24 protein-coding genes are annotated in these 21,722 nt (G+C 70.0%); 7 read left to right on the forward strand and 17 right to left on the reverse strand.

Annotated features, from left to right (window positions below; genetic code table 11):
- The first annotated feature begins 49 nt into the window (after positions 1–49).
- Positions 50–496 carry a cupin domain-containing protein gene (locus DMC61_RS37620; protein WP_125695265.1) on the forward strand — a complete coding sequence of 149 codons (447 nt, stop codon included), beginning with the start codon at positions 50–52 and terminating at the stop codon, positions 494–496.
- 113 nt (positions 497–609) lie between these two features.
- Here DMC61_RS37620 and DMC61_RS37625 read toward each other — a convergent pair whose 3' ends face one another.
- The 5 genes from DMC61_RS37625 to DMC61_RS37645 all read right to left on the reverse strand — a co-directional run bounded on the left by DMC61_RS37625 (position 610) and on the right by DMC61_RS37645 (position 3,726).
- Positions 610–1,140 carry a DUF4262 domain-containing protein gene (locus tag DMC61_RS37625; protein ID WP_125695266.1) on the reverse strand — a complete coding sequence of 177 codons (531 nt, stop codon included), beginning with the start codon at positions 1,138–1,140 and terminating at the stop codon, positions 610–612.
- Between the two features lie 67 nt (positions 1,141–1,207).
- On the reverse strand, positions 1,208–1,957 hold the full coding sequence (locus DMC61_RS37630; RefSeq protein ID WP_016334762.1) for a YebC/PmpR family DNA-binding transcriptional regulator: 750 nt from the start codon (positions 1,955–1,957) through the stop codon (positions 1,208–1,210).
- A gap of 51 nt (positions 1,958–2,008) precedes the next feature.
- On the reverse strand, positions 2,009–2,638 hold the full coding sequence (gene pdxT, locus DMC61_RS37635; protein WP_016334763.1) for a pyridoxal 5'-phosphate synthase glutaminase subunit PdxT: 630 nt from the start codon (positions 2,636–2,638) through the stop codon (positions 2,009–2,011).
- Between the two features lie 54 nt (positions 2,639–2,692).
- Entirely contained in the window at positions 2,693–3,013 is a 321-nt protein-coding gene (locus tag DMC61_RS37640) for an AzlD domain-containing protein (RefSeq protein WP_125695267.1), read from the reverse strand.
- Positions 3,013–3,726: an AzlC family ABC transporter permease gene (locus tag DMC61_RS37645; protein ID WP_148106756.1), complete on the reverse strand. Its 714-nt coding sequence runs from the start codon at positions 3,724–3,726 to the stop codon at positions 3,013–3,015. The genes DMC61_RS37640 and DMC61_RS37645 overlap by 1 nt, the downstream gene beginning before the upstream one ends.
- 68 nt (positions 3,727–3,794) lie before the next feature.
- Here DMC61_RS37645 and DMC61_RS37650 point away from each other — a divergent pair, with 68 nt between their 5' ends.
- Positions 3,795–4,361 carry a helix-turn-helix domain-containing protein gene (locus tag DMC61_RS37650; RefSeq protein ID WP_125695268.1) on the forward strand — a complete coding sequence of 189 codons (567 nt, stop codon included), beginning with the start codon at positions 3,795–3,797 and terminating at the stop codon, positions 4,359–4,361.
- On the opposite strand, the gene DMC61_RS37655 is transcribed toward DMC61_RS37650, so the two are convergent.
- Positions 4,362–5,738 carry an APC family permease gene (locus tag DMC61_RS37655; RefSeq protein ID WP_125695269.1) on the reverse strand — a complete coding sequence of 459 codons (1,377 nt, stop codon included), beginning with the start codon at positions 5,736–5,738 and terminating at the stop codon, positions 4,362–4,364.
- A 142-nt stretch (positions 5,739–5,880) separates the two neighbouring features.
- On the opposite strand from DMC61_RS37655, the gene DMC61_RS37660 reads away from it, so the two are divergent.
- Both DMC61_RS37660 and DMC61_RS37665 read left to right on the forward strand, forming a co-directional pair.
- Positions 5,881–6,492, forward strand: coding sequence for a TetR/AcrR family transcriptional regulator (locus DMC61_RS37660; RefSeq protein ID WP_125695270.1), 612 nt, complete (start codon positions 5,881–5,883; stop codon positions 6,490–6,492).
- Positions 6,489–7,556, forward strand: coding sequence for a P1 family peptidase (locus tag DMC61_RS37665; protein WP_125695271.1), 1,068 nt, complete (start codon positions 6,489–6,491; stop codon positions 7,554–7,556). The genes DMC61_RS37660 and DMC61_RS37665 overlap by 4 nt, the downstream gene beginning before the upstream one ends.
- Here DMC61_RS37665 and DMC61_RS37670 read toward each other — a convergent pair.
- From DMC61_RS37670 to DMC61_RS37680, 3 genes are all read right to left on the reverse strand, one after another.
- Positions 7,546–10,248: an AfsR/SARP family transcriptional regulator gene (locus DMC61_RS37670; RefSeq protein WP_125695272.1), complete on the reverse strand. Its 2,703-nt coding sequence runs from the start codon at positions 10,246–10,248 to the stop codon at positions 7,546–7,548. The genes DMC61_RS37665 and DMC61_RS37670 overlap by 11 nt on opposite strands.
- Positions 10,249–10,337: 89 nt before the next feature.
- Positions 10,338–10,838 (reverse strand): peptidase inhibitor family I36 protein, encoded by a 501-nt coding sequence (locus tag DMC61_RS37675; protein WP_125695273.1) that lies wholly within the window; start codon positions 10,836–10,838, stop codon positions 10,338–10,340.
- A gap of 123 nt (positions 10,839–10,961) precedes the next feature.
- Positions 10,962–11,378: a hypothetical protein gene (locus tag DMC61_RS37680; protein WP_125695274.1), complete on the reverse strand. Its 417-nt coding sequence runs from the start codon at positions 11,376–11,378 to the stop codon at positions 10,962–10,964.
- Between the two features lie 75 nt (positions 11,379–11,453).
- Between DMC61_RS37680 and DMC61_RS37685 the strand changes: the two genes are divergently transcribed.
- Positions 11,454–11,879 carry a PaaI family thioesterase gene (locus DMC61_RS37685; protein WP_125695275.1) on the forward strand — a complete coding sequence of 142 codons (426 nt, stop codon included), beginning with the start codon at positions 11,454–11,456 and terminating at the stop codon, positions 11,877–11,879.
- Between the two features lie 49 nt (positions 11,880–11,928).
- Here the strand turns inward: DMC61_RS37685 and pdxS are convergent, their stop codons facing one another.
- On the reverse strand, positions 11,929–12,843 hold the full coding sequence (gene pdxS / locus DMC61_RS37690) for a pyridoxal 5'-phosphate synthase lyase subunit PdxS (protein WP_016334773.1): 915 nt from the start codon (positions 12,841–12,843) through the stop codon (positions 11,929–11,931).
- Between the two features lie 195 nt (positions 12,844–13,038).
- On the reverse strand, positions 13,039–14,457 hold the full coding sequence (locus DMC61_RS37695) for an FAD-binding oxidoreductase (protein WP_125695276.1): 1,419 nt from the start codon (positions 14,455–14,457) through the stop codon (positions 13,039–13,041).
- A gap of 164 nt (positions 14,458–14,621) precedes the next feature.
- Here DMC61_RS37695 and DMC61_RS37700 point away from each other — a divergent pair, with 164 nt between their 5' ends.
- Positions 14,622–16,730: an elongation factor G-like protein EF-G2 gene (locus DMC61_RS37700; protein WP_125695277.1), complete on the forward strand. Its 2,109-nt coding sequence runs from the start codon at positions 14,622–14,624 to the stop codon at positions 16,728–16,730.
- Here the strand turns inward: DMC61_RS37700 and DMC61_RS37705 are convergent.
- From DMC61_RS37705 to DMC61_RS37730, 6 genes are all read right to left on the reverse strand, one after another.
- Positions 16,724–17,185, reverse strand: coding sequence for an XdhC family protein (locus DMC61_RS37705; RefSeq protein ID WP_125695278.1), 462 nt, complete (start codon positions 17,183–17,185; stop codon positions 16,724–16,726). The two genes, DMC61_RS37700 and DMC61_RS37705, sit on opposite strands and share 7 nt — an antisense overlap.
- Before the next feature lie 11 nt (positions 17,186–17,196).
- Positions 17,197–17,679: an NUDIX hydrolase gene (locus tag DMC61_RS37710; protein ID WP_125695279.1), complete on the reverse strand. Its 483-nt coding sequence runs from the start codon at positions 17,677–17,679 to the stop codon at positions 17,197–17,199.
- Positions 17,676–18,821: a glycosyltransferase family 4 protein gene (locus DMC61_RS37715; protein ID WP_125695336.1), complete on the reverse strand. Its 1,146-nt coding sequence runs from the start codon at positions 18,819–18,821 to the stop codon at positions 17,676–17,678. The genes DMC61_RS37710 and DMC61_RS37715 overlap by 4 nt, the downstream gene beginning before the upstream one ends.
- A 22-nt stretch (positions 18,822–18,843) precedes the next feature.
- A complete protein-coding gene (locus tag DMC61_RS37720) occupies positions 18,844–19,761 on the reverse strand; it encodes a phosphatidylinositol mannoside acyltransferase (RefSeq protein ID WP_016334779.1) in 918 nt (305 codons plus the stop codon).
- Entirely contained in the window at positions 19,758–20,399 is a 642-nt protein-coding gene (pgsA, locus tag DMC61_RS37725; RefSeq protein ID WP_125695280.1) for a phosphatidylinositol phosphate synthase, read from the reverse strand. The genes DMC61_RS37720 and pgsA overlap by 4 nt, the downstream gene beginning before the upstream one ends.
- A gap of 104 nt (positions 20,400–20,503) precedes the next feature.
- Positions 20,504–21,046, reverse strand: a complete 543-nt coding sequence (locus DMC61_RS37730; RefSeq protein WP_043848884.1) for a MarR family winged helix-turn-helix transcriptional regulator — start codon at positions 21,044–21,046, stop codon at positions 20,504–20,506.
- A gap of 105 nt (positions 21,047–21,151) precedes the next feature.
- On the opposite strand from DMC61_RS37730, the gene DMC61_RS37735 reads away from it, so the two are divergent.
- Positions 21,152–21,694, forward strand: coding sequence for a YceI family protein (locus DMC61_RS37735; protein WP_125695281.1), 543 nt, complete (start codon positions 21,152–21,154; stop codon positions 21,692–21,694).
- The last annotated feature ends 28 nt before the right edge of the window (positions 21,695–21,722 follow it).

Here is a 21,722-nt window from a genome sequence, read left to right on the forward strand (position 1 = left end):
AGTTCGAGATTCGAGGCTACCCGGCGAGGGGTCCGGGCAAGATGAGGACATGCCGAGTCCCGACGACTTCACCGCCCATCTGGGTCTCCAGCCGTTGCCCGTGGAGGGTGGCCGCTGGACGCAGAGCTGGCGCGACGAAACCGCGTCCGCGATCTATTACCTGCTCGCGCCGCCGGAAACCTCGGCGCCGCACCGGCTGGACCGGCTGGAGATCTACGCCCACCACGCCGGCGCGCCGGTACGGATGCTGCTGCTGTTCCCCGACGGGCGTGTTTCGCGGCCGGTGTTGGGGCCCGACGTCGCGGCCGGCCAGCGTCCGCAGGTGGTGGTGCCGGCCGGGGTGTGGCAGGCGTCGGTGAGTACCGGTGAGTGGAGCCTGGTCGGGACCGTGGTCGTGCCGCCTTATACGGACGACTGCGTCGAGTTCCGTCCGGCGGCGGCTCTGGCCTCCGAGTGGCCCGACGCCACGGAAGACCTGGCGCCCTGGCTTCGGTGACCCCGCAATTAGTCCTCTGAATGCGTGGACGCAGGTGCCCCGAACGCTAGGAACGGTCCTTTCCTTGCAAATTTCGCAAGGAAAGGACCGTTCCTAGCACGCGTGGCGGTGGCTCAGGGGCCGTCGACGCCCGGCGTCCAGCTCTCCGGGTCACCGGATTCGGTCAGCACCGGCTGGTACCGCGCGAAGCCCTCGGGCGCGTCCGGATGCCACGGGAAATGCCCGTCCGGCGTGGCGACGATCAACTGCAGCGCCGGGAAGTCCCCGTCCGGGTAGATCAGGAACGCGCTCCCGAAGTACTCGGGATAGTGCCCCTTCGCGACCCGTTCGAAGACCACCGGCGCGCCCTCGAAGAAATCGTCGTAGCGCTTGCCGACCTCGAAGATCTCGCCCGCGGCCGCCCGGTCGACGTAGGCGTCGAGAAGGACCGGCCCCATGTGCTCGGGCAGTCCGATCACGACCGCTTCCGCGACGTTGTGCAACGCCCAGGCGCAAGCGGTGAAGCAGAAGTTCGCTTCCTCCTCGTCGCCTTCGACCGCGATGACCGCGTTCCCTCTCGCCTGCGCCTGCGACTCGATCCACTGGATCAGTTCGGTTTCTTCGGCGGTGAGGGCATCGGCTTCGGAGGTCGTCACGCGCGACATTCTGCCCCACGCGAGCGCCCGCACCTAGTCCCGGGACCGATTTTCCGCGGCATGGCGGGAAAATCGATCAGCCGACCTCGGCCATGACCTCGTCGGAAACGTCGAAGTTCGCGTAAACGTTCTGCACGTCGTCGCAATCCTCGAGCGCGTCGATGAGCTTGAAGACCTTCTTCGCACCTTCGACGTCCAGCGGGACGCTGACCGACGGCAGGAACGTGAGATCCGCGGACTCGTACTCGAAACCGGCTTCCTGCAAGGCTTTCCGGACCGGGACGAGGTCGGTGGCCTCGGAGACGATCTCGAAGTTCTCGTCGAGGTCGTTGACCTCTTCGGCGCCCGCGTCGAGGACGGCCATGAGGACGTCGTCCTCACCGGCGTCACCCTTGGGCATGATCACGACGCCCTTGCGGTTGAACATGTAGGCGACCGAACCCGGGTCGGCGAGCGAGCCGTTGTTCCGGGTGAGCGCGGTGCGCACCTCCATGGCGGCACGGTTCTTGTTGTCGGTGAGGCATTCGATCAGCACGGCCACACCGTTCGGGCCGTAGCCTTCGTAGGTGATGGTCTGCCAGTCGGCGCCACCGGCCTCTTCACCGGCGCCGCGTTTGCGGGCGCGCTCGATGTTGTCCTGCGGGACCGAGTTCTTCTTGGCCTTCTGGATGGCGTCGTAGAGCGTCGGGTTGCCGTCCGGGTCGCCACCGCCGGTCCGGGCCGCCACCTCGATGTTCTTGATCAACCGGGCGAAGAGCTTGCCGCGCTTCGCGTCCAGGTTGGCCTTCTTGTGCTTCGTGGTGGCCCACTTGGAGTGGCCGCTCATCTCTCCTCCATCTACTCCTGTGCCCGCCGCTGAGCACAGTGTCGGTTTTGCTTAAGCCTGCCGCACGAGGTCGACGAACAGCCTGTGCACGCGCTCGTCCCCGGTGAGTTCGGGGTGGAACGACGTGGCGAGTACCGCCCCCTGCCGGACCGCGACGATCCTAGCGGCCGCGTCCTCGGAGCCCGGCATTTCGGGGACACTGGCGAGTACCTCGACCCCGTCGCCCGCTTTTTCCACCCACGGGGCGCGGATGAACACAGCGTGCACCGGGCCGCCTTCGATACCGGTGAAGTCGAGGTCGGCCTCGAAGGAGTCCACCTGCCGTCCGAACGCGTTGCGCCGGACGACCACGTCGAGCCCGCCGAGTTGCCGCTGGTCGGGCCGCCCGTCGAGGGCCTGACGGGCGAGCAGGATCATCCCGGCGCAGGAGCCGAACGCGGGCATCCCGTCCGCGATGCGCTCGCGCAGCGGCTCCAGCAGTTCGAAGGTCTCCAGCAGCCTCGACATGGTGGTCGACTCGCCGCCCGGCAGCACCAGACCGTCCACTTCGGACAGTTCGTTCGCACGACGGACCGGCAGCGCCCGCGCACCCGCGCGTTCCACCATCGCGGCGTGCTCTCGCACGTCGCCCTGCAGTGCGAGCACGCCGACCACCGGCCGTGCCCCCGTCGCGATCGCCACCCGACCTCCCGAAAGACCTTCCCCTTAGCTTAGGCGCCTCGGGGAAGGACCAGGTCAGGGGACCCCGGCCAGCCGCAGGAGGGCGGCGGTCGCGGCCGCCGCGACGACGACCAGCGCGAACGGCGCCTTGCGCCAGGCGAGCACGCCGCCGACCAGCACCCCGGCGGGCCGGGCGTAGCCGGCGAACTCGTGTCCTTCGGTGAGCGCGGCGACCGCGACCAGTGCGGCCAGCAGGACGACGGCGGAACGCGCCATCAGCTTCTCGGCCCTGGGCGACACGGTGAACCGCGCCTTCAGCACCGGTCCGGCGAACCGGAAGGCGAAGGTCCCGGCGGCGAGCACACCGCCGGCGATGATCAGTTCCAGCGGATCCATCAGCGCACTCCCTCGGGTTCGCGTTCGGCGGGTTCCTTGGCCGCCACCCCGGCCAGTACGCCGACCAGCGCGAGCAGCACCGGCAGCCCGGCGGGCAGGAACGGCGTCGTGGCCAGCGCGACGGCGACGCCGACGAGCACCGGCAGCCGGGCGGCGCGGTCGCGCAGCGACGGCAGGACCAGCGCGAGCAGGACCGCCGGGAAGGCCGCGTCGAGCCCGAACGCGTCGGTGTCGCTGATCGCCGTCCCGGCGTAGGCCCCGGCGAGGACGCCGAGGTTCCAGCAGACGAACAGGCCGATCCCGCACACCCAGTACGCCGCCTTGCGCCGCTCTTCGTCGCGCTGGGCCAGCGCGAACGCGACGGATTCGTCGATCATCAGGTGGCTGCCGACCACCCTCGACGACCACCGCTTCCCGAGGACGTCGCCGATCGCGAAGCCGAACGGCAGATGCCGAGCGTTGGCCAAGAGACCCGCCACGACGGCCGCGACCGGGCTGCCGCCCGCGGCGATGATGCCGACGAACATGAACTGCGAGGCACCGGCGAAGACCAGCACGGAAAGCAGCATCGGCGCCCAGATCGGGAAGCCGGAGCCCACCGCGATGGCGCCGTAGGAGATGCCGACAATGGTGTCGGCGAGGCAGACCAGCCCGATGTCACGGAGAAGATCGCGTCCCAGGACACGAGTGGTTGTTCGCCATATCGAACGCATAGCGTCATACAATGAACGAACGCCACCGTGTTCGTCAAGGCGAACGCAACGACCGATGGAGCGAACGCATGTCCCCGACCGCGTCCGACGGTGCCCCACTGGACGTCATCGCCATGTCCCTGCGCCGGGAACGCGCCCGCACCGGGCTGTCGCTCACCGAGGTCGCCAAACGCGCGGGCATCGCGAAATCCACGCTTTCCCAGCTGGAGTCCGGGACCGGGAACCCGAGCGTCGAGACGATCTGGGCGCTGTGCGTCGCGCTCGACGTGCCGTTCTCGCGGGTGGTCGAGCCGGCACGCCCCCGCGTGCAGGTCATCCGCTCGGGCAGCGGCCCGACGGTGTTCGCCGAACACGCCGACTACGCGTGCACGCTGCTCAGTTCCTGCCCGCCCGGCGCCCGGCGCGACGTGTACCTGATTCGCGCCGAGCCCGGGAAGCCGCGGCTTTCGGATCCGCATATGAGCGGCATCGTGGAGCACATCGTCCTCAGCGCAGGCCGTGCCAAGGTCGGACCGCTGGACGAGCCGATCGAACTGCTGCCCGGCGACTACATCTGCTACCCCGGCGACGTGCCGCACATCTTCGAGGCGCTCGAACCGGGCACGTACGGCGTGGAGATCGCCGAGTACACCTGATCAGGCCGACTCCTCCGCCTTCTCCTCGGTGACGTCGGCGAGCTTCCAGCCGCCCCTCCGCCGCAGCACCAGGACGTAGTACGCGATCGACAGCAGCGCGACGCAGGCGGTGACGATCAGGCTCGGCCGCCCGACCGACGGGTCGAGCACGTTCTGGTAGACCACGAACACCAGGACGCCCAGCGCCAGCACCGGCGCGACCGGGAACCACGGCATCCGGTACTTCGCGTGCGCGGTGGCACCGGTCCGCCTTCCGACGATCGCGCCGAGACAGAGCGCCGCGTAGACCGCCACGATCGACGTGCTGGTCACCACCAGCAGCAGTTTCGGGTCGACGAAGCAGAGCAGCGCGGCGACCAGCCCGGTGCCGACGGTGGCGACCCACGGCGTCCCGAACTTCGGGTGCACCGCGGCGAGCGCCCGGTTGACCGGCGACGGCCACGCGCGGTCGCGGCCACTGCTGAACAGCATCCGCGAGCTGATCAGCACGATCGCCAGCACGGCGTTGATGATCGCGAGCGCGACGGCGAGGCCGATCACGGTGTCGAGAGTGCCGCCGCCGCGCGAATCGATGAAGTAGGACAGCATGTTCTCCGAGACGAACAGCGCGTTCAGATCGGGCGCACCGAGCAGGACGGCGGTCACCGGGATCAGCTCGGCGAGCACCGTGATGCCGAGGGCCATCAGGATCGCGCGGGCGATGCCGCGTGAGGCGTCCTGCGTCTCCTCGCCGAAGTACACCGCCGAGCCGTAGCCGTTGTAGGCGAAGATCGCGACCGAGGTGGCGATCGCGATGGCGCCGACCGTCGCCGGTCCGCCGTCCGAGGCGACCGGATGGGCCAGCAGCTCGGTGAACGATCGCGCCGGGTTCAGCAGCCCGAGCGCGCTGACCACGATCAGCGCGAGGATCTCGATGGCCAGGAAGATCCCGGTGACCCACGCGTTGAGCTTGATGTCGAACACCCCGACGACGGCCGCGACCACGCAGGTCACGGCGGCGATCACCGGACCGGGCACCCCGGGCAGGAGCACCCCGAGATAGGTGCCGACGCCGAGCGCGATCACCGCGACGATGAGCACCTGCGTGATGATCATGAGGCCGAGTACCGCGAAGCCGGGCAAGCGGCCGAGCGTGCGGGTGACGATCGCGTACTCGCCACCCGCCAGCGGGAAGGCCGACGCGAGTTCGGCGTAGACGAAGGCCATGAACACACCGACGACCGCGGCGGCCACGAAGCTGTAGAAGGCGCCCGTCCCGGCACCGGAGATCACCCCCGGCGCGATGATGAAAACCGACGAGGCGGGGCTGATCGCGGAGAGCGTGATGAGCAGCGTGCCGAGGGTGCGCAGACCGCGGCGCAGGGCGGGAGTGGACACGGCCGACCTCCTACAAGGTGGATTCCTTGAATCTCCTTCGAAAAACTGTTGAGCACGCATCAAAGGCCCTCGACGGTGTGACGTCAAGAGCCGACCGCGCGCCGCTCTTGCGTTTTTCGAACAAGATTCGAAGAATGAGGGTATGGCGAGACCGAGCAAGGCACCGGAGCGACGGGCCGAACTGATCGAGGTGGCCAGACGGGCCCTCCTCGAACGCGGCGTGCTGAACCTGCGGCTGAGGGACGTCGCCGAGGGCGCGGGCCTCTCGCCGGGTTCGGTCCTGTACTACTTCCCCACCCTCGCCGACCTCCTCCAGGAGGTGCAGCGCGAGGCGGTGGCACGGTTCTGCTCGGCGAGGGAACAGGCCGCGAACGCGACGACGAAACCGTCCGGCCGGCTGCTGGCGATGATCCGCAGCGGCCTGCCGACCGGCCCCGACGACGAACTCTGCGTGCTGCTCTACGAACTCGGCACGATCGCCCGCCGCGACCCCGCGTACGCCGCCCGCCACATCACGCTCTACGAGCAGCAGGTCCGGATCTACACCGGCATCCTCGAAGCCGGTGCGGCCACCGGCGAGTTCACCCTGACCGCGGAGCCGGTGTCGATCGCGCGGAACCTCGTCGCGCTGGAAGACGGCTACGGCCTGCACCTCACCCAGGCCGTGCCGACGCTGGAAACCGCCACCGCCGAAGCGATGTTGCTCTCCTACGCCCGCACAGCCACTTCGAACCCCTTGGAGGACCGTCCATGACCCGTGCCCGCGACCTGGGTGTCCCGCTGCCCGGCCGGACCGGCGAGCACAACGCGCTCACCGACGTCCCCGGCGTCGAGATCGGTTTCACGACCCTCGTCGAAGGCGAGTCGGTGCGCACCGGCGTCACGGCCGTCCTGCCTCGCGGACGCGAGGACTTCGCCGTGCCGTGCGCGGCCGGGACGTACGCCCTCAACGGCAACGGCGAGATGACCGGCACCGCGTGGCTGGCCGAGACCGGTTCGCTGACGCTGCCGGTGCTGATCACCTCGACGCACGCCGTCGGCGCGTGCCACCGCGGCACGATCGACTGGGTCGTGCGCGAGCGGCCCGACGTGGCGGCCGAATGGCTGCTGCCGGTGGTCGCCGAGACCTGGGACGGGTACCTGAACGACAGCACCGCGCCGACCATCCACAGTGGACACGCCATCGCCGCGATCGACGCCGCCCAGGCGGGCCCGGTCCGCGAAGGCTCCGTCGGCGGCGGTACCGGGATGACCTGCTACGGCTTCAAGGGCGGCACCGGCACAGCCTCTCGCGTCGTGTCCTATGGGGACGACGAGTACACCGTGGGAGCGTTGGTACAGGCCAACTTCGGCTCACGTCGCGAACTCACCGTCGCGGGCGAGCACGTCGGAGCCGAGCTCGGCGCCGACAACCCGATGGAGGAGGCCTGGGCGGCACCCGCGGGGGCCGGTTCGGTGATCGTGATCGTCGGCACCGACGCTCCCCTGCTGCCCGGTCAGTGCACGTCGCTCGCCCGCCGGGTCCCGCTCGGTCTCGCCCGCACGGGAACCGCGGGTTCGCATTTCTCCGGCGACCTCTTCCTGGCGTTCAGCACGGCGAATCCGGGGGCGCTCACCAGCCGGTTCCCACGGACGGACGAGGCCGAGTACGAAAGCATGCGCTTCATCCCGTGGGGCAGGCTCGACCCCTTCTTCGAGGCCGTCGTGCAGGCGACCGAGGAAGCGGTGCTCAACGCGCTGTTCGCGAACGAGGAGATGACCGGTCACCTCGGGCGCCGGGTCCCCGCGCTGCCGACCGGGCGCTGGTCTAGGTCCTGATCAAGATCTTCCCCGACGGCGGCCGGTCGCTGGAGCTCGCGCGGATTCGCGCGAGCTCCAGCCGGACCCGCGAGGCGCAGATCTCGTCGGACAGCGAGTCGAGCAATTCGAGCGCGCGGCGCAGGCACGACATCGCGCTTCGCCGGTCTTCGCGCCGCAGGTGCAGTTGTCCCCGCCTGCGCAGGACGAGCGCCGTGCGATGCGGATCGTTCAGCTCGGCGCAAAGCCGCCCGGCCTCGTCCAGTTCCGCTTCGGCCTCGTCGAGCAGGCCGAGTTCGGTGCTCGCGACGGCGGACGAGGTGTGGGCGTGCGCCATACCGAGCACGTCACCGATCTCGCGGAAGATGGCCAGCGCCCGGCTCGCCGTCGCGCGCGAGGTTTCGGGCCGCCCGGCCACCCGCGCGAGCACGCACAACCCGGTCAGTGCCCTGGCCCGGCCCGCGCGGTCGCCGATCCGGTCGCTGATGCGGCACGACTCGGTGAGCGCCTCGCACGCCGTCCGGAAGTCGTCCCGGTACAGATGGATCTGGCCGATTCCCCGCAGCAAGGCGGCTTCCCCGCGCGCGCATCCCGACTCCCGCGCCGCGGCGAGCGCGCACCGGTGGCACCGCGACCATTCCGCGTACAGTCCACTGTGGTCGAAGTACGACGCGGCCACGACGGCGAGTTCCCAGGCGAGCTCGCCGAGCCCGGCGCCGGCCGCGTGCGAGACGGCGGCCTCCAGCGCGGGAACCTCGTCCCGGAACCACGAAAGCGGTTCGGCCACCAGTCCTTCGTCGAGCGAGGTCCGGGCTGCAGTGCCGGGCTCAGGCCGCAACACGCTGCGGGACAACCGGTCCGCGGCCTTCTCGGCGAGCCAGAGCCAGCCGCCGAGCACTCGTTCGGTCGCGTCCGCGCGGTCGTGTTCCGGTTCGACGGCGACCTCCTCGACCGCGAACGCGCGCAAGAGATCGTGCACCCGGTAACGGGGAGCGCCGGTTGCCCGCGGGGCTGGCTGGACCATGTTCCGATGCCGCAGGTCTTCCAGCGCGCGAGACGTCGCTCCGGGCTCCCCGTCGTCGGCGAGCGCCGCCGCCCAGGCGGGGAAGTCGGCCGGAGGCAGCAAACCCAGCCTGCGGAACAGCCGCTGACGATCCGGCGCCAGTTGCCGATACCCGAGGGACAGACTGCCGCGGACCGCGAGATCCCCCGCGCACAGCCAATCCAGCCGCCGCCGTTCGACGGAGAGCTCGCCCGCGACGTCGGCGAGCCGCCAGCCTGTGCGATCGCCGATCCGGCTGCCGACGATCCGCAGTGCCAGCGGGAGCCCGCCACAGTGTTCGAGAACCTGTTGAACAGCAACGGGATCCTCGTCTGTCTCGGTGAGTTTCGCGAGAAGCGCCTCCGCGTCGGCCAGTGGCAGGACGTCGACCGGGACCTGCCTGCCGAGTTCGAGTCCGGCCAGGACGAACCGGCTCGTGACGATCACCGCGCAGCCGCCACCGGCGGGCAGCAACGGCCGCAGCTGGGCCTCACCGGCGGCGTCGTCGAGGACGAGCAGCACGCGGCGCCCGTGGACCAGGCTGCGGAAAAGGCAGGCGCAATCGTCGACGTCGGCGGGGATCCCGTCGGTCGGAACGCCGAACGCGCGCAGGAATCCGGCGAGCACGGCCTCCGGGGATCTCGGCTCGTTCGTGGTCCCACGCAGCGCCGCGAACAGCCTGCCGTCGGGATAGTCGTCCGCGACCTGGTGTGCGAGCCTGATCGCGAGCGAGGACTTCCCGATCCCGCCGGCGCCGGTCAGCAGCACCACGGGCGGGGTGTCACGGCCGTCGTCCCGGCGCAGTTCCGCCAGCAGATCCGCGATCAGCGCCTCCCTGCCGACGAAATCCGGGATGCCCGGCGGCAGCTGGCTCGGCACGGCGGGTTCCTGGTACGCGGGATATTCGCGCGTCGTCATGCCCTGGCCGTCGCGCAGGATCTCGCAGTGCAGGGAGCGGATCGACGGCGACGGCTCGACCCCGAGTTCGTCCACCAGCCTGCGGCGCCAGCCGGCGTAGACATCGAGCGCCTCGGCCACGCGGCCGGCCCGGGCGAGCGCGGTCATCAACAGCCCGCAGACCCGTTCCCGGAACGGGGCGGCCGTGAGCAGATCACGGAGTTCAGGCACCAGCCGGTCGTGCTCGCCGAGCCCGAGTTCGGCTTCGGCCTTGTCCTCCAGCAGCGAAAGCCGTTCCTCCTCCCAGCGCGCGACGACCTCCGCGGCGGCCGGGATCCCGGCCAGTACCGGCCCCCGCCACAGTTCGAGCGCGTCCCGGAAGTACTGGGCCGCCTCGCGATGGCAGTCACGGGCCAGCAGTTCGCGGCCCCGCGCGGCGAGGCAGGTGAACCGGCCGGTGTCGGTGTCCTCCGGCCGCGCGTCGAGCTGATAGGCCGCTCCCCTGGTCAGGATCGGCTGATCGCCCCGTGACGAACGCAAGGCGCGGCGCAGACCCGAGATCAGCCCCTGGATCTGGACTTTCGCCGAGGCGGGTGGCGTTTCGCCCCACAGCTCGTCGATGATCCGGCTCGACGGCACCGGACGGCCCGCCTCGATCAGCAGGAGCGCGAACACCCGGCGCGCCTGTGGCGGGCCGAGTGGCAGGTCCGTGCCCTGCCACTCGGCCGCGGGTTCACCGAACAGGCGATAGAAATAGAGGTTCTTTTCCTTCACCGATTTCTCCCCCAGTAAATCGAGACACCCCAGTCGAGAGTCTCAGAAATATCCGGGGTCGGCGTCCGGCATTCGAAGGAACACCTCGCTCAGCAGGCGCCGGCCGACGTGTAAATTCTCAACGAAGTCGCCTGGTCGTTGTCGGCGTTCCCGACGTACGACGACTGCGAGTTCGCCTGCATGCAGCGGCTGGTCCCACTGCCGATGTTGTAGTACCAACGGGCGTCGACTCCGCGTCGGTTGTGCCAGGACGACATCTGGTCGTTGAATCCGTAATCGACGAGGTTCTTCAGTCCCGGGTCCCGGAACTGCAGCCGCCGTCCGCCGAAGTCGCGGTGCTCGTACAGGCACACGTAGTTCGCCTGGCAGTTGCTGGCCGCGCTGGACGACAACGACAGCGTGGTCTCCCCGCCGTTCCAGACGATCTGGCCGCCGTCGACCTTCCACCCGGGAGCGAGCTTCGCCGCGTCGATGCCGGCGGCCTTCAGCGTGGCCGCCCCGTCCGTCGCGGCGGAAGCGGGCGTCGCCACGAGTGCCGTCGCGATCGCGGCGGCCCCCAAAGCGGCGGAAACGAACCGAAGAGTGCGCATTTGTCCTCCTTGATCCCGGCGTGCCCTCCGCACGCCGGAATCAAGGTCCCGCGCCCCGCTTCCCGATGCCTAAGCAGTCGAAAAGGGAACGCGGTTCCTTCGCTTAGCTCCGCTGGTCGCCGATCAGAGCCAGTCCGCCTCGATGCCGCGGGCGCGCAGCGACTCCAGCGCCTCTTCGTTGCCCGTGAAGAGCAAGGTCATCGACTTCAGGTTGGGAAAGTGCGCGACGTCGGCGAACTCGTCGACGTCGAAAAGGGAGTCCTCGCCGTCCCAGTTCGGCGCGATCTCGAGGTAGATCTCGTTGCCGCCGTCCATCTCGATCTCGGTGATCTTCTCCGCGAGCTCGGCCGGGACTTCGAGCTCGGCGAAGTAGGCCAACGCCTCGGGGACCGCTTCGACGCTCCCTGCGTCGTAGGTGAAGCCCTTCTCGGCGGCGTACTCCCGCAAGTCGAACTTCGGGAGGAGTTCCTGGTTGTACATCAGTTCCTGGACCACGGCGAGCTTGAAGTTGCGGTCGGCGAACTGGATCGTCTGGCTCATGCCCGGACCTTATAGGCCGCCGTGTCCGCTTGGGTCCGGATCCGGGAAGTCGTCCGATGGCAGGATGGTGGCCTGATGACAGCACTGACACTCGAAGACGCCCAGAAGGGCCTCGCCTCGCAACCGTTCAGCGTCCTGCTCGGCGCCAGGGTGACCTCGTTCGGAGACGGCGCGGCGGTCCTGGAGCTCGACATCCGTGAAGACCTGTTGCAACAGAACGGGTATCTCCACGGCGGCGTGCTCGCCTATGCCGCGGACAACGCGATCACCTTCGCGGCCGGGACAACACTGGGACCGGACGTCCTCACCGGCGGCTTCAGCATCAACTACCTGCGGCCGGCACAGGGCATCCGGCTCGTGGCGGAGGCCAGGGTCCTGCACAGCGGCCGTCGTCAGGCGACTTGCCGCTGCGATCTGTACGTGCTCGGTCAGGACGGGACCACGACACTCAGCGCCGCGGCGCAGGGAAGCGTACTGACCAGGAACGGCCCTACCCGCTGACGGACGCGGGACGGCCCGGTGCTCGTCGAAGAGCACCGGGCCACCGGTTTTACCAGCCGCGTTCGGAAAGACGGTGCGGCTCGGGCACATCGTCAACGTTAATTCCTACCATTGCTTCACCGAGGCCACGCGAAACCTTCGCGATGACGTCCGGGTCGTCGTAGAACGTAGTGGCCTTGACGATCGCCTCGGCGCGCTGCGCCGGGTTGCCGGACTTGAAGATGCCGGAGCCGACGAACACGCCTTCGGCACCGAGCTGCATCATCATCGCGGCGTCGGCCGGGGTCGCGATGCCACCCGCGGTGAACAGCACGACGGGGAGCTTGCCCTTCGCCGCGACCTCCTTGACGAGCTCGTACGGGGCCTGGAGTTCCTTGGCCGCAACGTAAAGCTCGTCCTCGGGGAGCGAGGAGAGGCGGCGCAGCTCGGCGCGGATCTTGCGCATGTGCGTGGTCGCGTTCGAGACGTCGCCGGTGCCGGCCTCGCCCTTGGAGCGGATCATCGCCGCGCCCTCGTTGATGCGGCGCAGCGCCTCGCCGAGGTTGGTGGCACCACAGACGAAGGGCACGGTGAAGGCCCACTTGTCGATGTGGTTCTCGTAGTCGGCCGGGGTCAGCACCTCGGACTCGTCGATGTAGTCGACGCCGAGCGACTGGAGCAGCTGAGCCTCGACGAAGTGGCCGATGCGGGCCTTCGCCATGACGGGGATCGAAACGGCCTCGATGATGCCGTCGATCAGGTCCGGGTCGCTCATCCGGGCGACGCCGCCCTGCGCGCGGATGTCCGCGGGGACCCGCTCGAGCGCCATCACCGCGACGGCGCCGGCGTCCTCGGCGATCTTCGCCTGCTCGGCGGTGACCACGTCCATGATCACACCGCCCTTGAGCATCTCCGCCATCCCGCGCTTGACCCGGGCGGTGCCGGTGAGCGAGGTGGTGGCCGTGTTCGTGGAGTCGTCAGACACTGCTGGACCTTTCGGAAAGCGCACGAGTGAGGGTGACGCCTCCGAGAGTAGGCCGCTTTTGGACCTCTGAAGCAGGCCAGTTCGCGGCGATTTCAGCAGTCCACTGGGTGATCTGGCCCGCACCCCTCCCCCGCGTTTCGTCCTCTGGATGCGGTAGTTCGACTGCGAACTACCGCATCCAGAGGACGAAACGCGTCAGCGGGCCAGGCCCTGTTCGAAGGCGAACAGGCCATCCGGGTCGTACTTCCGCGCGACCCGGCGCAGCCGCGGCAGGCTGTCGCCGTAGTACGCCTTCGCCCACTCCGGCATCTCCGGGTCGATGTAGTTGACGTACCCGGCCTGCCCGTATTCGCGGCCGAGTTCGTCCCGGACCCTGCCGATCACCTGGCGCGCGTACGCCTCGCCGCCCTCAAGACCGCGGATGATCTGGATGCTGCCCAGCGCGGACCGGTGCGGGAAGCACGATTCGCTCGGCGGCACCCTCGCGATCGCGCCGCCGTACGCGTCCACGATCGAGTACAGATGCGGATCGCTCGCCAGTAACGCCGCCAGCGCGTCCGGGTCGGGCACCGGATGGGTCAGCATCCGCGAAGTGGCCACGTACTCCCCGCGCTGCGCGACCGCGGCGGGGAACGCGGATTCCTGCGCGTAGGTCCGCATCGTGGCCAGGTGGCCTTGTTCGGTCACTTCGCGTTCGAGCGGCTGGACGCCGACACGGCGGACCAGATCGTCCAGCAACGGGTTCACCTGCGCGGCGGAACCCACGAAACAGCCACCGCAGTTCGCGGCCGCGGCGCCGAGGCCCATCCCCGCCCACAACTCGTCCGGCATCGCTGGCTGCCACTCCTGCCAGGCCGCCACGAGAGGGGCCAGCGCGGCGGGCGGGAAGACCAGATTGAAGTTCGCCAGCGTCCTGGCCGCCGCCGTACGGAAGGTGAACGACGTGACGATGCCGAAGTTGCCGCCGCCACCGCCACGCAACGCCCACAGCAGGTCCGGCGCCGTCTCCTCCGACACCAGGCACGCCTTCCCGTCCGCGCCGACGAACCGCACGGACTCGACGTTGTCGCAGGTCAGGCCGTACTTTCGGGCCAAGACGCCGATCCCGCCGCCGAGGGTCAGCCCGGCGATGCCGACCTGAGGACAGCTGCCGGCGGGCAGCGCGCGGCCCGCAGCCGCCAGGGCCTCGTACACCGGGCCGAGCTGCGCGCCCGCCCCGATCTCCGCCCGGCCACCGGGCAGGATCCGCACCGCGTTCAGCCGGGACAGGTCGACGACCAGCCCTCTGTCCACTATGGAATAACCGGCGTAACTGTGCCCGCCCGACCGGGCCGCGAGCGGAATCCGCTGCCTGGCCGCGAAATCGACACAATGACGGACGTCGTCCTCGTTCGCGCAGACCGCGACGCCGTCCGGCATCCGATGGTCGTAGAGGCTGAAGAACCCGAGCCTCTTTTCGTCGTAGCCGGAGTCGCCGGGCCGGAACAGCTCACCCGTCAGCCGGGCACGCAACCGTTCCCACGGACCTCCGCCCCCGGGGATCGCGGCGGGCACCGCCGCCATCATCGGGACCGCTCCCGCCAGCCGTAACACCGTGCGCCTGTCGAGCTCCATCGCTCATCCCCCACCGTCGGATCGACCTCCGGGTGTCCGCCATCGAGCATAACGGCGCGTCGACATTCGGGGGGTCCCTCGCCGGTCGCCTTGCCGCGACGCCCGTCGCGGGTGTGTGATCGAGGACACACCTGTACGCGGCATCGTGTGGTGAGGAGATCGGCATGGCCGACAAACAGAGCAAGAACGGAGACTCCGGGGCCGCCGTCGCTGTGGACGACCCGGCGAAGGTCCGCAACGTCGTCCTGGTCGGCCCCTCGGGATCGGGCAAGACGACACTCGCCGAAGCACTGCTCGCCGCGTCCGGCACGGTGACGCGGGCAGGCTCGGTGGTGGAAGGGACCACGGTGTGCGACCACGATCCCGCCGCGGTCCGGCAGCAACGATCGGTCGGCCTCTCGGTCGCGCCGGTGATGCACCAAGGGCACAAGATCAACCTCATCGACACCCCCGGGTACGCCGATTTCGTCGGCGAACTGCGGGCCGGGCTCCGCGCCGCCGATGCCGCGTTGTTCGTGGTCTGCGCGGCGGAAGGCGTCGACGCGGCCACCGTCGCGGTCTGGGAGGAGTGCGCCGCCGTCGGGATGCCGAGGGCGGTGGTCGTCTCCCGGCTGGACCATCACCGCGCCGACCCCGAAGGCGAGATCGCCGCCTGCCAGGAGGCCTTCGGCGCCGGCGTCCTGCCGCTGTACCTGCCCACGCGCGATGGGCTCGTCGGGCTCATCACGCGCCGCTATTTCGACTACTCGCAAGGCTTCCCGCCCGAGGTCGGCGAGCCGGACGCGGCCGAGCTCACCCGGATGACCGAGGCCCGCAACGAGCTGATCGAAGGGGTCATCGCCGAAAGCGAGGACGAGTCCCTGATGGACCGGTACCTCTCCGGCGAGGAGATCGCCGAGGACACGCTGATCGCCGACCTCGAAACCGCCGTCGCCCGCGGCTCCTTCCATCCGGTGATCCCGGTGTGCGCGGCGACCGGGGTCGGGCTGGCCGAAGTCCTCGACGGGATCGTGCGCGCCTTCCCGTCACCGCTGGAACACGTCCCGCCGGAGGTCACCTCGCCCACCGGGGAGCCGCACGCCGGGCTCCGCGCCGACCCCGACGGCCCGCTGGCGGCCGAGGTGGTCCGGACCGCCGTCGACTCCTACGTCGGCAGGGTCTCGCTGGTGCGGGTGTTCTCCGGGACGCTTCGCCCCGAACGGCCGGTGCACGTCTCGGGCCACGGCCTCGCCGAACGCGGCCACGAGGATCACGACGCCGACGAGCGGGTCGCGCATCTGTACTCCCCGCTGGGGTCGAACCTGCGCGAAGTCCCGTACTGCGTCGCGGGCGACCTCTGCGCGCTCACCAAGGTCGGCTCGGCAGAAACCGGTGACACCGTTTCGTCGCCGGAAGACCCGCTGATCATGAAACCGTGGGCGATGCCGGAGCCGCTGCTGCCGGTCGCCGTCGTCGCGAAGACGCGCAGCGACGAGGACACGCTGGCGCGCAACCTCTCCCGGCTGGTCGCGGGCGACCCCACGCTCCGGCTGGACCGCAACGCCGAGACCAACCAGCTCGTGCTGTGGTGCATGGGCGAGGCCCACGCCGACGTCGTGCTGTCGCGGCTGCGCGCGGGAGGCGCCGACGTGGGTACCGAACCCGTCCGCATCAGCCTGCGTTCGACCTTCGCCGGGCCGGCTCGCGGGCACGGCAGGCACGTCAAGCAATCCGGTGGGCACGGCCAGTTCGCCGTCTGCGACATCGAGGTCCAGCCCCTGCCGAGGGGGTCGGGCTTCGAGTTCGTGGACAAGGTCGTCGGCGGCTCGGTGCCGCACCAGTTCATCCCGAGCGTCGAAAAGGGTGTCCGGGCGCAAGCCCAGCGGGGGCTCGTCGACGGCCATCCGCTGATCGACATCCGGGTGACCCTCGTCGACGGGAAGGCGCACAGCGTCGACTCGTCGGACGCCGCCTTCCAGACGGCGGGAGCGCTGGCGTTGAAGGAGGCCGCCGCGGCGGGCAAGATCGCGCTGCTCGAACCGCTCGAAGAGGTGGCGGTGCGGCTTCCGGACGAGCATCTGGGCACCGTGCTGGGTGATCTCTCGTCCCGGCGGGGCCGCGTCCTCGGTACCGAATCGGGTGAAGGCGGCCGCACGGTCATCCGCGCCGAGGTGCCCGCCGTGGAGCTGCTGCGCTACGCGATCGACCTGCGTTCCCTGACCTCGGGGACGGCGACGTTCACCCGCAGGCACGCCCGGTTCGAGCCGATGCCGGAAGGAGCGGTGGCCTACTGAAACTCGAAGCCGCCCGGCCGCCCGTTCCGGTCGGCCAGCAGGCCGGCCAGGGTGGCGACGGCGATCTCGGGCGGCGTGCGTGAGCCGATGTTCAGCCCGACCGGGCGATGGACGCGCGCGATCTCGCGGTCCGGGACGTCCAGCGCCTTGAGCGCGGCGACGTGCGGGCCGGCGTGGCGCGGGTTGCCGAGCACCCCGACCCACCGCGTCGGGAGGTCGAGCACGGCCTTGAGCACTTCCCCCAGCTCGGGCCGGTCGTGATCGGTGACGACGACGTCGGCGTCCGCGCCGAGGTCCGGCAGCGTCGTGACGGCCTCCAGGCCGGACTCGACGTCCGTCGCGCGTGCGCCGTCCGGCTCGAACAACACCGCCTTGTAGCCGAGGTCCTTGCCGTAACGCAGGAGGAACGACGCGACCGGCGTCGCGAACACCGCCACCAGCAGCCGATCGCTCATCGTCCGTCCTCCTAAAGTTCGGGCTCGGCGATTTCGAAGTATTCCGGAAGCCGGGCGGTCCCGGCGAGACCGAAGTACCGGACCTTCCGGCGCCGCCTCAGATGCAGGGTGTCCCGGACGGCGTCGTTGTGCACGCGCCGCGCGATGACGACGCGGTGTTCGGCGTCGGTCAACTCTTCGGCCAGCGACGGCGGCAAGGCCGCGCGATCGACGCACGCCAGCCGCAGCGTCAGCTCGCTTTCCTCGGCTTCGCGATCCGGCCTCGGTGCCCGCTCGGCCCGCTCGCCCAGCGTGCGCAATTCCTCGTCACCCAGGATCGCGGCCGCCGCTCTGGCGACGACGGCGCGCCGCGCGAGGGCCGCGTCGAGCGCCGCCCAGCCCGCGTCCGTGCGGACGTGCAGCCGGTCGAGCCGGTTCGCCGTCGCGAGCAGGAACAACCCGCCCAATACCACGATCGCGGCCACCAGACCGCCGATCCACACCCAGGTCGTCACCGGCTGAACTCGCGTTCACCCGCGCCGACCCGCCGGGGGTCGGCGGCGATCGCCGTCTCGTACACCCGCAGGACCTGCGTGGTGACCACGGACCAGTCGAACATCGCGACCCGCTCCCCCGCGGCCGCCGCCAGGGAAGCCCGGCGAGCCGGGTCTCCGAGAAGCTCACGCAACCCGTCGGCCAGCGCTGCCGCGTCGCCGGTCTCGGTCAGCATCCCGGCCTTGCCGTCGTCGAGGACGCGGCGGAACGAATCCAGGCCACTCGCCAGTACGGGCGTGCCCGCCGCCATCGCCTCGGTGAGGATCATCCCGAAGCTCTCGCCGCCCGTGTTCGGCGCGCAGTAGACGTCGACACTGCGCAGCGCCCGCGCCTTCGTCTCGTCGTCGACCTGGCCGAGCAGATCGATATGCGGAGCCAGCTGCGGCCCGGCCTCGCGCCGGAGCTGATCGGCGTCGCCGCGGCCGACGACCAGCAGCCGCAGCTCCTCGAACTCCGGGAGCAGCATCCGCAACGCCTCCAGCAGCACCCCCATCCCCTTGCGGGGCTCGGTGTACCGCCCGACGAAGCCGACCGTGCCGCCCGCTCGCGGGTAGCCGTCCAGCGGGAGCGCGCGGGAGAAGAAGTCGACGTCGACGCCGTTGGGCACCTCGACCGCGTCACCCCCGGCGTGCTCGACCTGGACCCGGCGGGCCAGTGCCGAAACCGCGATCCGCGCGGTGATCTTCTCCAGCAGCGGCCGCAGCACCGGCTGGAACGCCGCCAGCGTGCGCGAACGCGTCGTCGCGGTGTGGAAGGTCGCCACGATCGGCCCGTCCGCGACCTTCAGCGCCAGCAAGGAAAGGCTCGGCGCGGCGGGCTCGTGCAGGTGCAGGACGTCGAAGTCGCCGTCGCGGATCCATCGCCGCACCCGGGCGTAGGACACCGGGCCGAACTGCAGGCGCGCGACCGAACCGTTGTACGGGATGCCGAGCGCCTTGCCCGCGGGGACCACGAAATCCGGGACGTCTGAGTCCTCGTCCGCCGGCGCGAGCACCGAGACCCGGTGCCCGCGCGCCAGCAGCGCCTTCGCCAGATCGATGACGTGTCCCTGCACGCCGCCCGGCACGTCGAACGAGTACGGGCAGACGATCCCGATCTTCATGACCCGCGACTGAGCCATCCGCTCAGCTCGCTTCGCCGAGTTCGGCCTGTTCCCCGGCATCGAAGTCGGAGAGCCAGAACTTCTGCATCATGTGCCAGTCGGCCGGATGCGCGGCGATGTCCCCGGCGAAGATGTCCGCCAGCGCCTGGGTGGCCGCCGGGACCTCGGACCGGTTCGTGACCCGGATCCGCGGGTGCAGGCGGATCTGCCAGCCGTCCTCGGTGAACCAGCAGCCGGCCGGGATCAGGGCGGCGCCGGTGGTGGCGGCCAGCCGCGCGGGACCGCCCGGCATGCGGGTCTGCTCGCCGAAGAACTTGACCGGCACCCCGGAGTTCGTCAGGTCCCTGTCCCCGACCAGGCAGATCGCCTTGTTCTCCCGCAGCCGCTTGAGCAGCACGCGCATCGCGGAGCTGTCGCCGGTCAGCGGGACGATCTCGAAACCGAGGGACTCCCGATAGGACACGAAGCGCTGGTACAACGATTCGGGTTTCAGCCGCTCCGCGACCGTGGTGAAGCCGCCGAGGTAGTCCGCGAGCCAGACGCCGGCGGCGTCCCAGTTCCCGCTGTGCGGCAGCGCCATCACCGCGCCGTTGCCCTCGGCGAGGGCGGCGTCGAGGTTCTCCACCCCGGTGATCGACTGGGCGACCTTGCGGCTGACCTCCTTGTGGTCCATCGAGGGCAGCCGGAACATCTCGTGCCAGTAGCGGGCGTACGACCGCATCGCGCGACGGGTCAGCTCGTCGAGCTCGACGCCGTCCGCCTGCGGCACGACCCTGGCGAGGTTCCGCCGGAGCTGGCGCACTCCGCCGCCGTCCCGCCGGACGGCCAGGTCGGCGCCCAGCCCGAAGGTCACCGAGCCCATCGACTCCGGCAGCCAGCGCGCGAGCCGCCAGCCCGTCGCGTAGCCGAAGTCACTGAGCCGCTGGGAGAACCCGCTCATGCCCCGCCCTCCGCGGCGGGTGGACCCGCCGCCTTGGCGGCCCTCGCCGCCTTGGCCACCGCGGCCGTCCGCTGCAGCAGGGTGATCACCGAAAGCACCGCGAGGAGCCAGAGCGTGATGTCCACGGTGTACGGAACGCCCAGACCGTGCAGTCCGGTTCCCACGAGGGCGATGATCAGGCGCTCCGCGCGTTCGACGAGGCCGCCGTCCGCCTCCAGCCCGGAGGCCTCGGCGCGGGCCTTGACGTACGAGATGACCTGCGCGAGCACCAGGCAGATCAGCGCGGCGGCCGCGGCCGGGCGGTTGTCGTCGTGGACGAAGCACCACCAGGCGATCGCGGCGAACAACGCGCCGTCGACCAGCCTGTCGCAGGTCGCGTCGAGGACGGCACCGAAGGCCGTGCCGTACCCGCGGGCGCGGGCCATCGCGCCGTCGAGCAGGTCCAGCATCGCGAAGCCCCAGACGGTGAAGGTGCCCCACAGCAGCATGTCGTTGGGAAAGAACCCGAGCGCGCACAACATCGCCCCGGCCGTGCCGATGACGGTCATCGCGTTGGGGGTCAGACCGGCACGCACGAGCACCTTCCCCATCGGGTCGGTGACGCGGGAAACGGAGGCGCGCGCGAAAATGTTGAGCATCGGTTCTTCAGGTGCACCTAAAGCAGCAGGGTCGGGTGGCCGCCCGAAGCCTATCCACCCGCACCGACACTCGTCGTCGCGCCCGCCCCTGGACCGCCTCCAGGTCAGTCCGCTTTGGCCAGTTCGGCCGAGTCGGCGAGGTCCGCGAGACTCTCTTCCCGCAGCGCCAATTCCGCCTCGGCCGCGGCGCATTTCGGCGACAGCCGCGCCAGCAGGGCGGCGCTGATCTCGCCGAGCGCCTTCACCTGTTCGGGGGTCAGCGGGTCGAAGAGGCTCTCGCGAACCGCCTCCACGTGGCCGGGCGCGGCCTCCTCCAGCGCGGCGAAACCTTCGGCGGTGAGCACCGCCCACGAGCCGCGTTTGTCGGTGGGACAGGACTCACGGCGCACCCAGCCGTTCGCCTCCAGGCGCGCGACCGCGTGCGAGAGCCTGCTGCGCGACGCCTTGCGCGCGTCGGCGAGCTCGCTCATCCGCAACCGCCGCTCCGGCGCCTCGGAAAGGGCGACGAGCACTTCGTAGTAGGTGTGGGGCATGCCCGCCTCGTGCTGAAGCTGGCCCTCCAGATGCGCTTGCAGCATCCGCGTGGCCGCGGAGAAGTCGCGCCAGACTTTTTGCTCCTCGTCGGAGAGCCATCGGGGTTCGGACATGACGCCCATTCTACCCCTGGTTGAGCGCTCAACCAAATTGCGCTACAGTCATGGTTGAGCGCTCAACCAGCTCAGGGTTCACCACAGACTTTGGAGATCGAGTTCATGACCACCACCGAAATCCCGGGCTACGTCGCAGGCAAGTGGACGATCGACACCGCCCACTCCGACATCGCCTACACCGTGAAGCACCTCGGCCTGGCGAAGTCCCGGGGCAACTTCACCGGCTTCACCGGTGAGGTCGTCACCGCCGACAACATCCTCGACTCGTCGGTCACCGTCGAGATCGACGCCTCGTCGGTCGCCAGCGGTGTCGACGGGCGTGACACGCACCTCAAGTCCGAGGACTTCTTCCACGTCGACGAGCACCCGGTCATCACCTTCCGCTCGACCGGCATCCGCGAGGACGGCGGCGACTACGTCATCGACGGCGAGCTCACCTGGCGCGGCAAGACCGTCCCGGTCTCGCTCGAGGCGGAGTTCAACGGCATCGGCACCAACCCGGCCAACGACAACGCCACCACCCTCGGCGTCTCGGCCACCGCCACGGTGAACCGCCGCGACTTCGGCATCGGCCCGGAGGGCAACGCCTTCCTGTCCGAGAAGGTCAAGATCGACATCGAGCTGCAGGCCGCGCTGAACGCCTGAGGCCCCCGAGTGTCATGAAAGGGTCGTT

This window comes from Amycolatopsis sp. WAC 04169 (assembly GCF_003947535.1).
In the GTDB taxonomy this organism is placed as follows: domain Bacteria; phylum Actinomycetota; class Actinomycetes; order Mycobacteriales; family Pseudonocardiaceae; genus Amycolatopsis; species Amycolatopsis keratiniphila.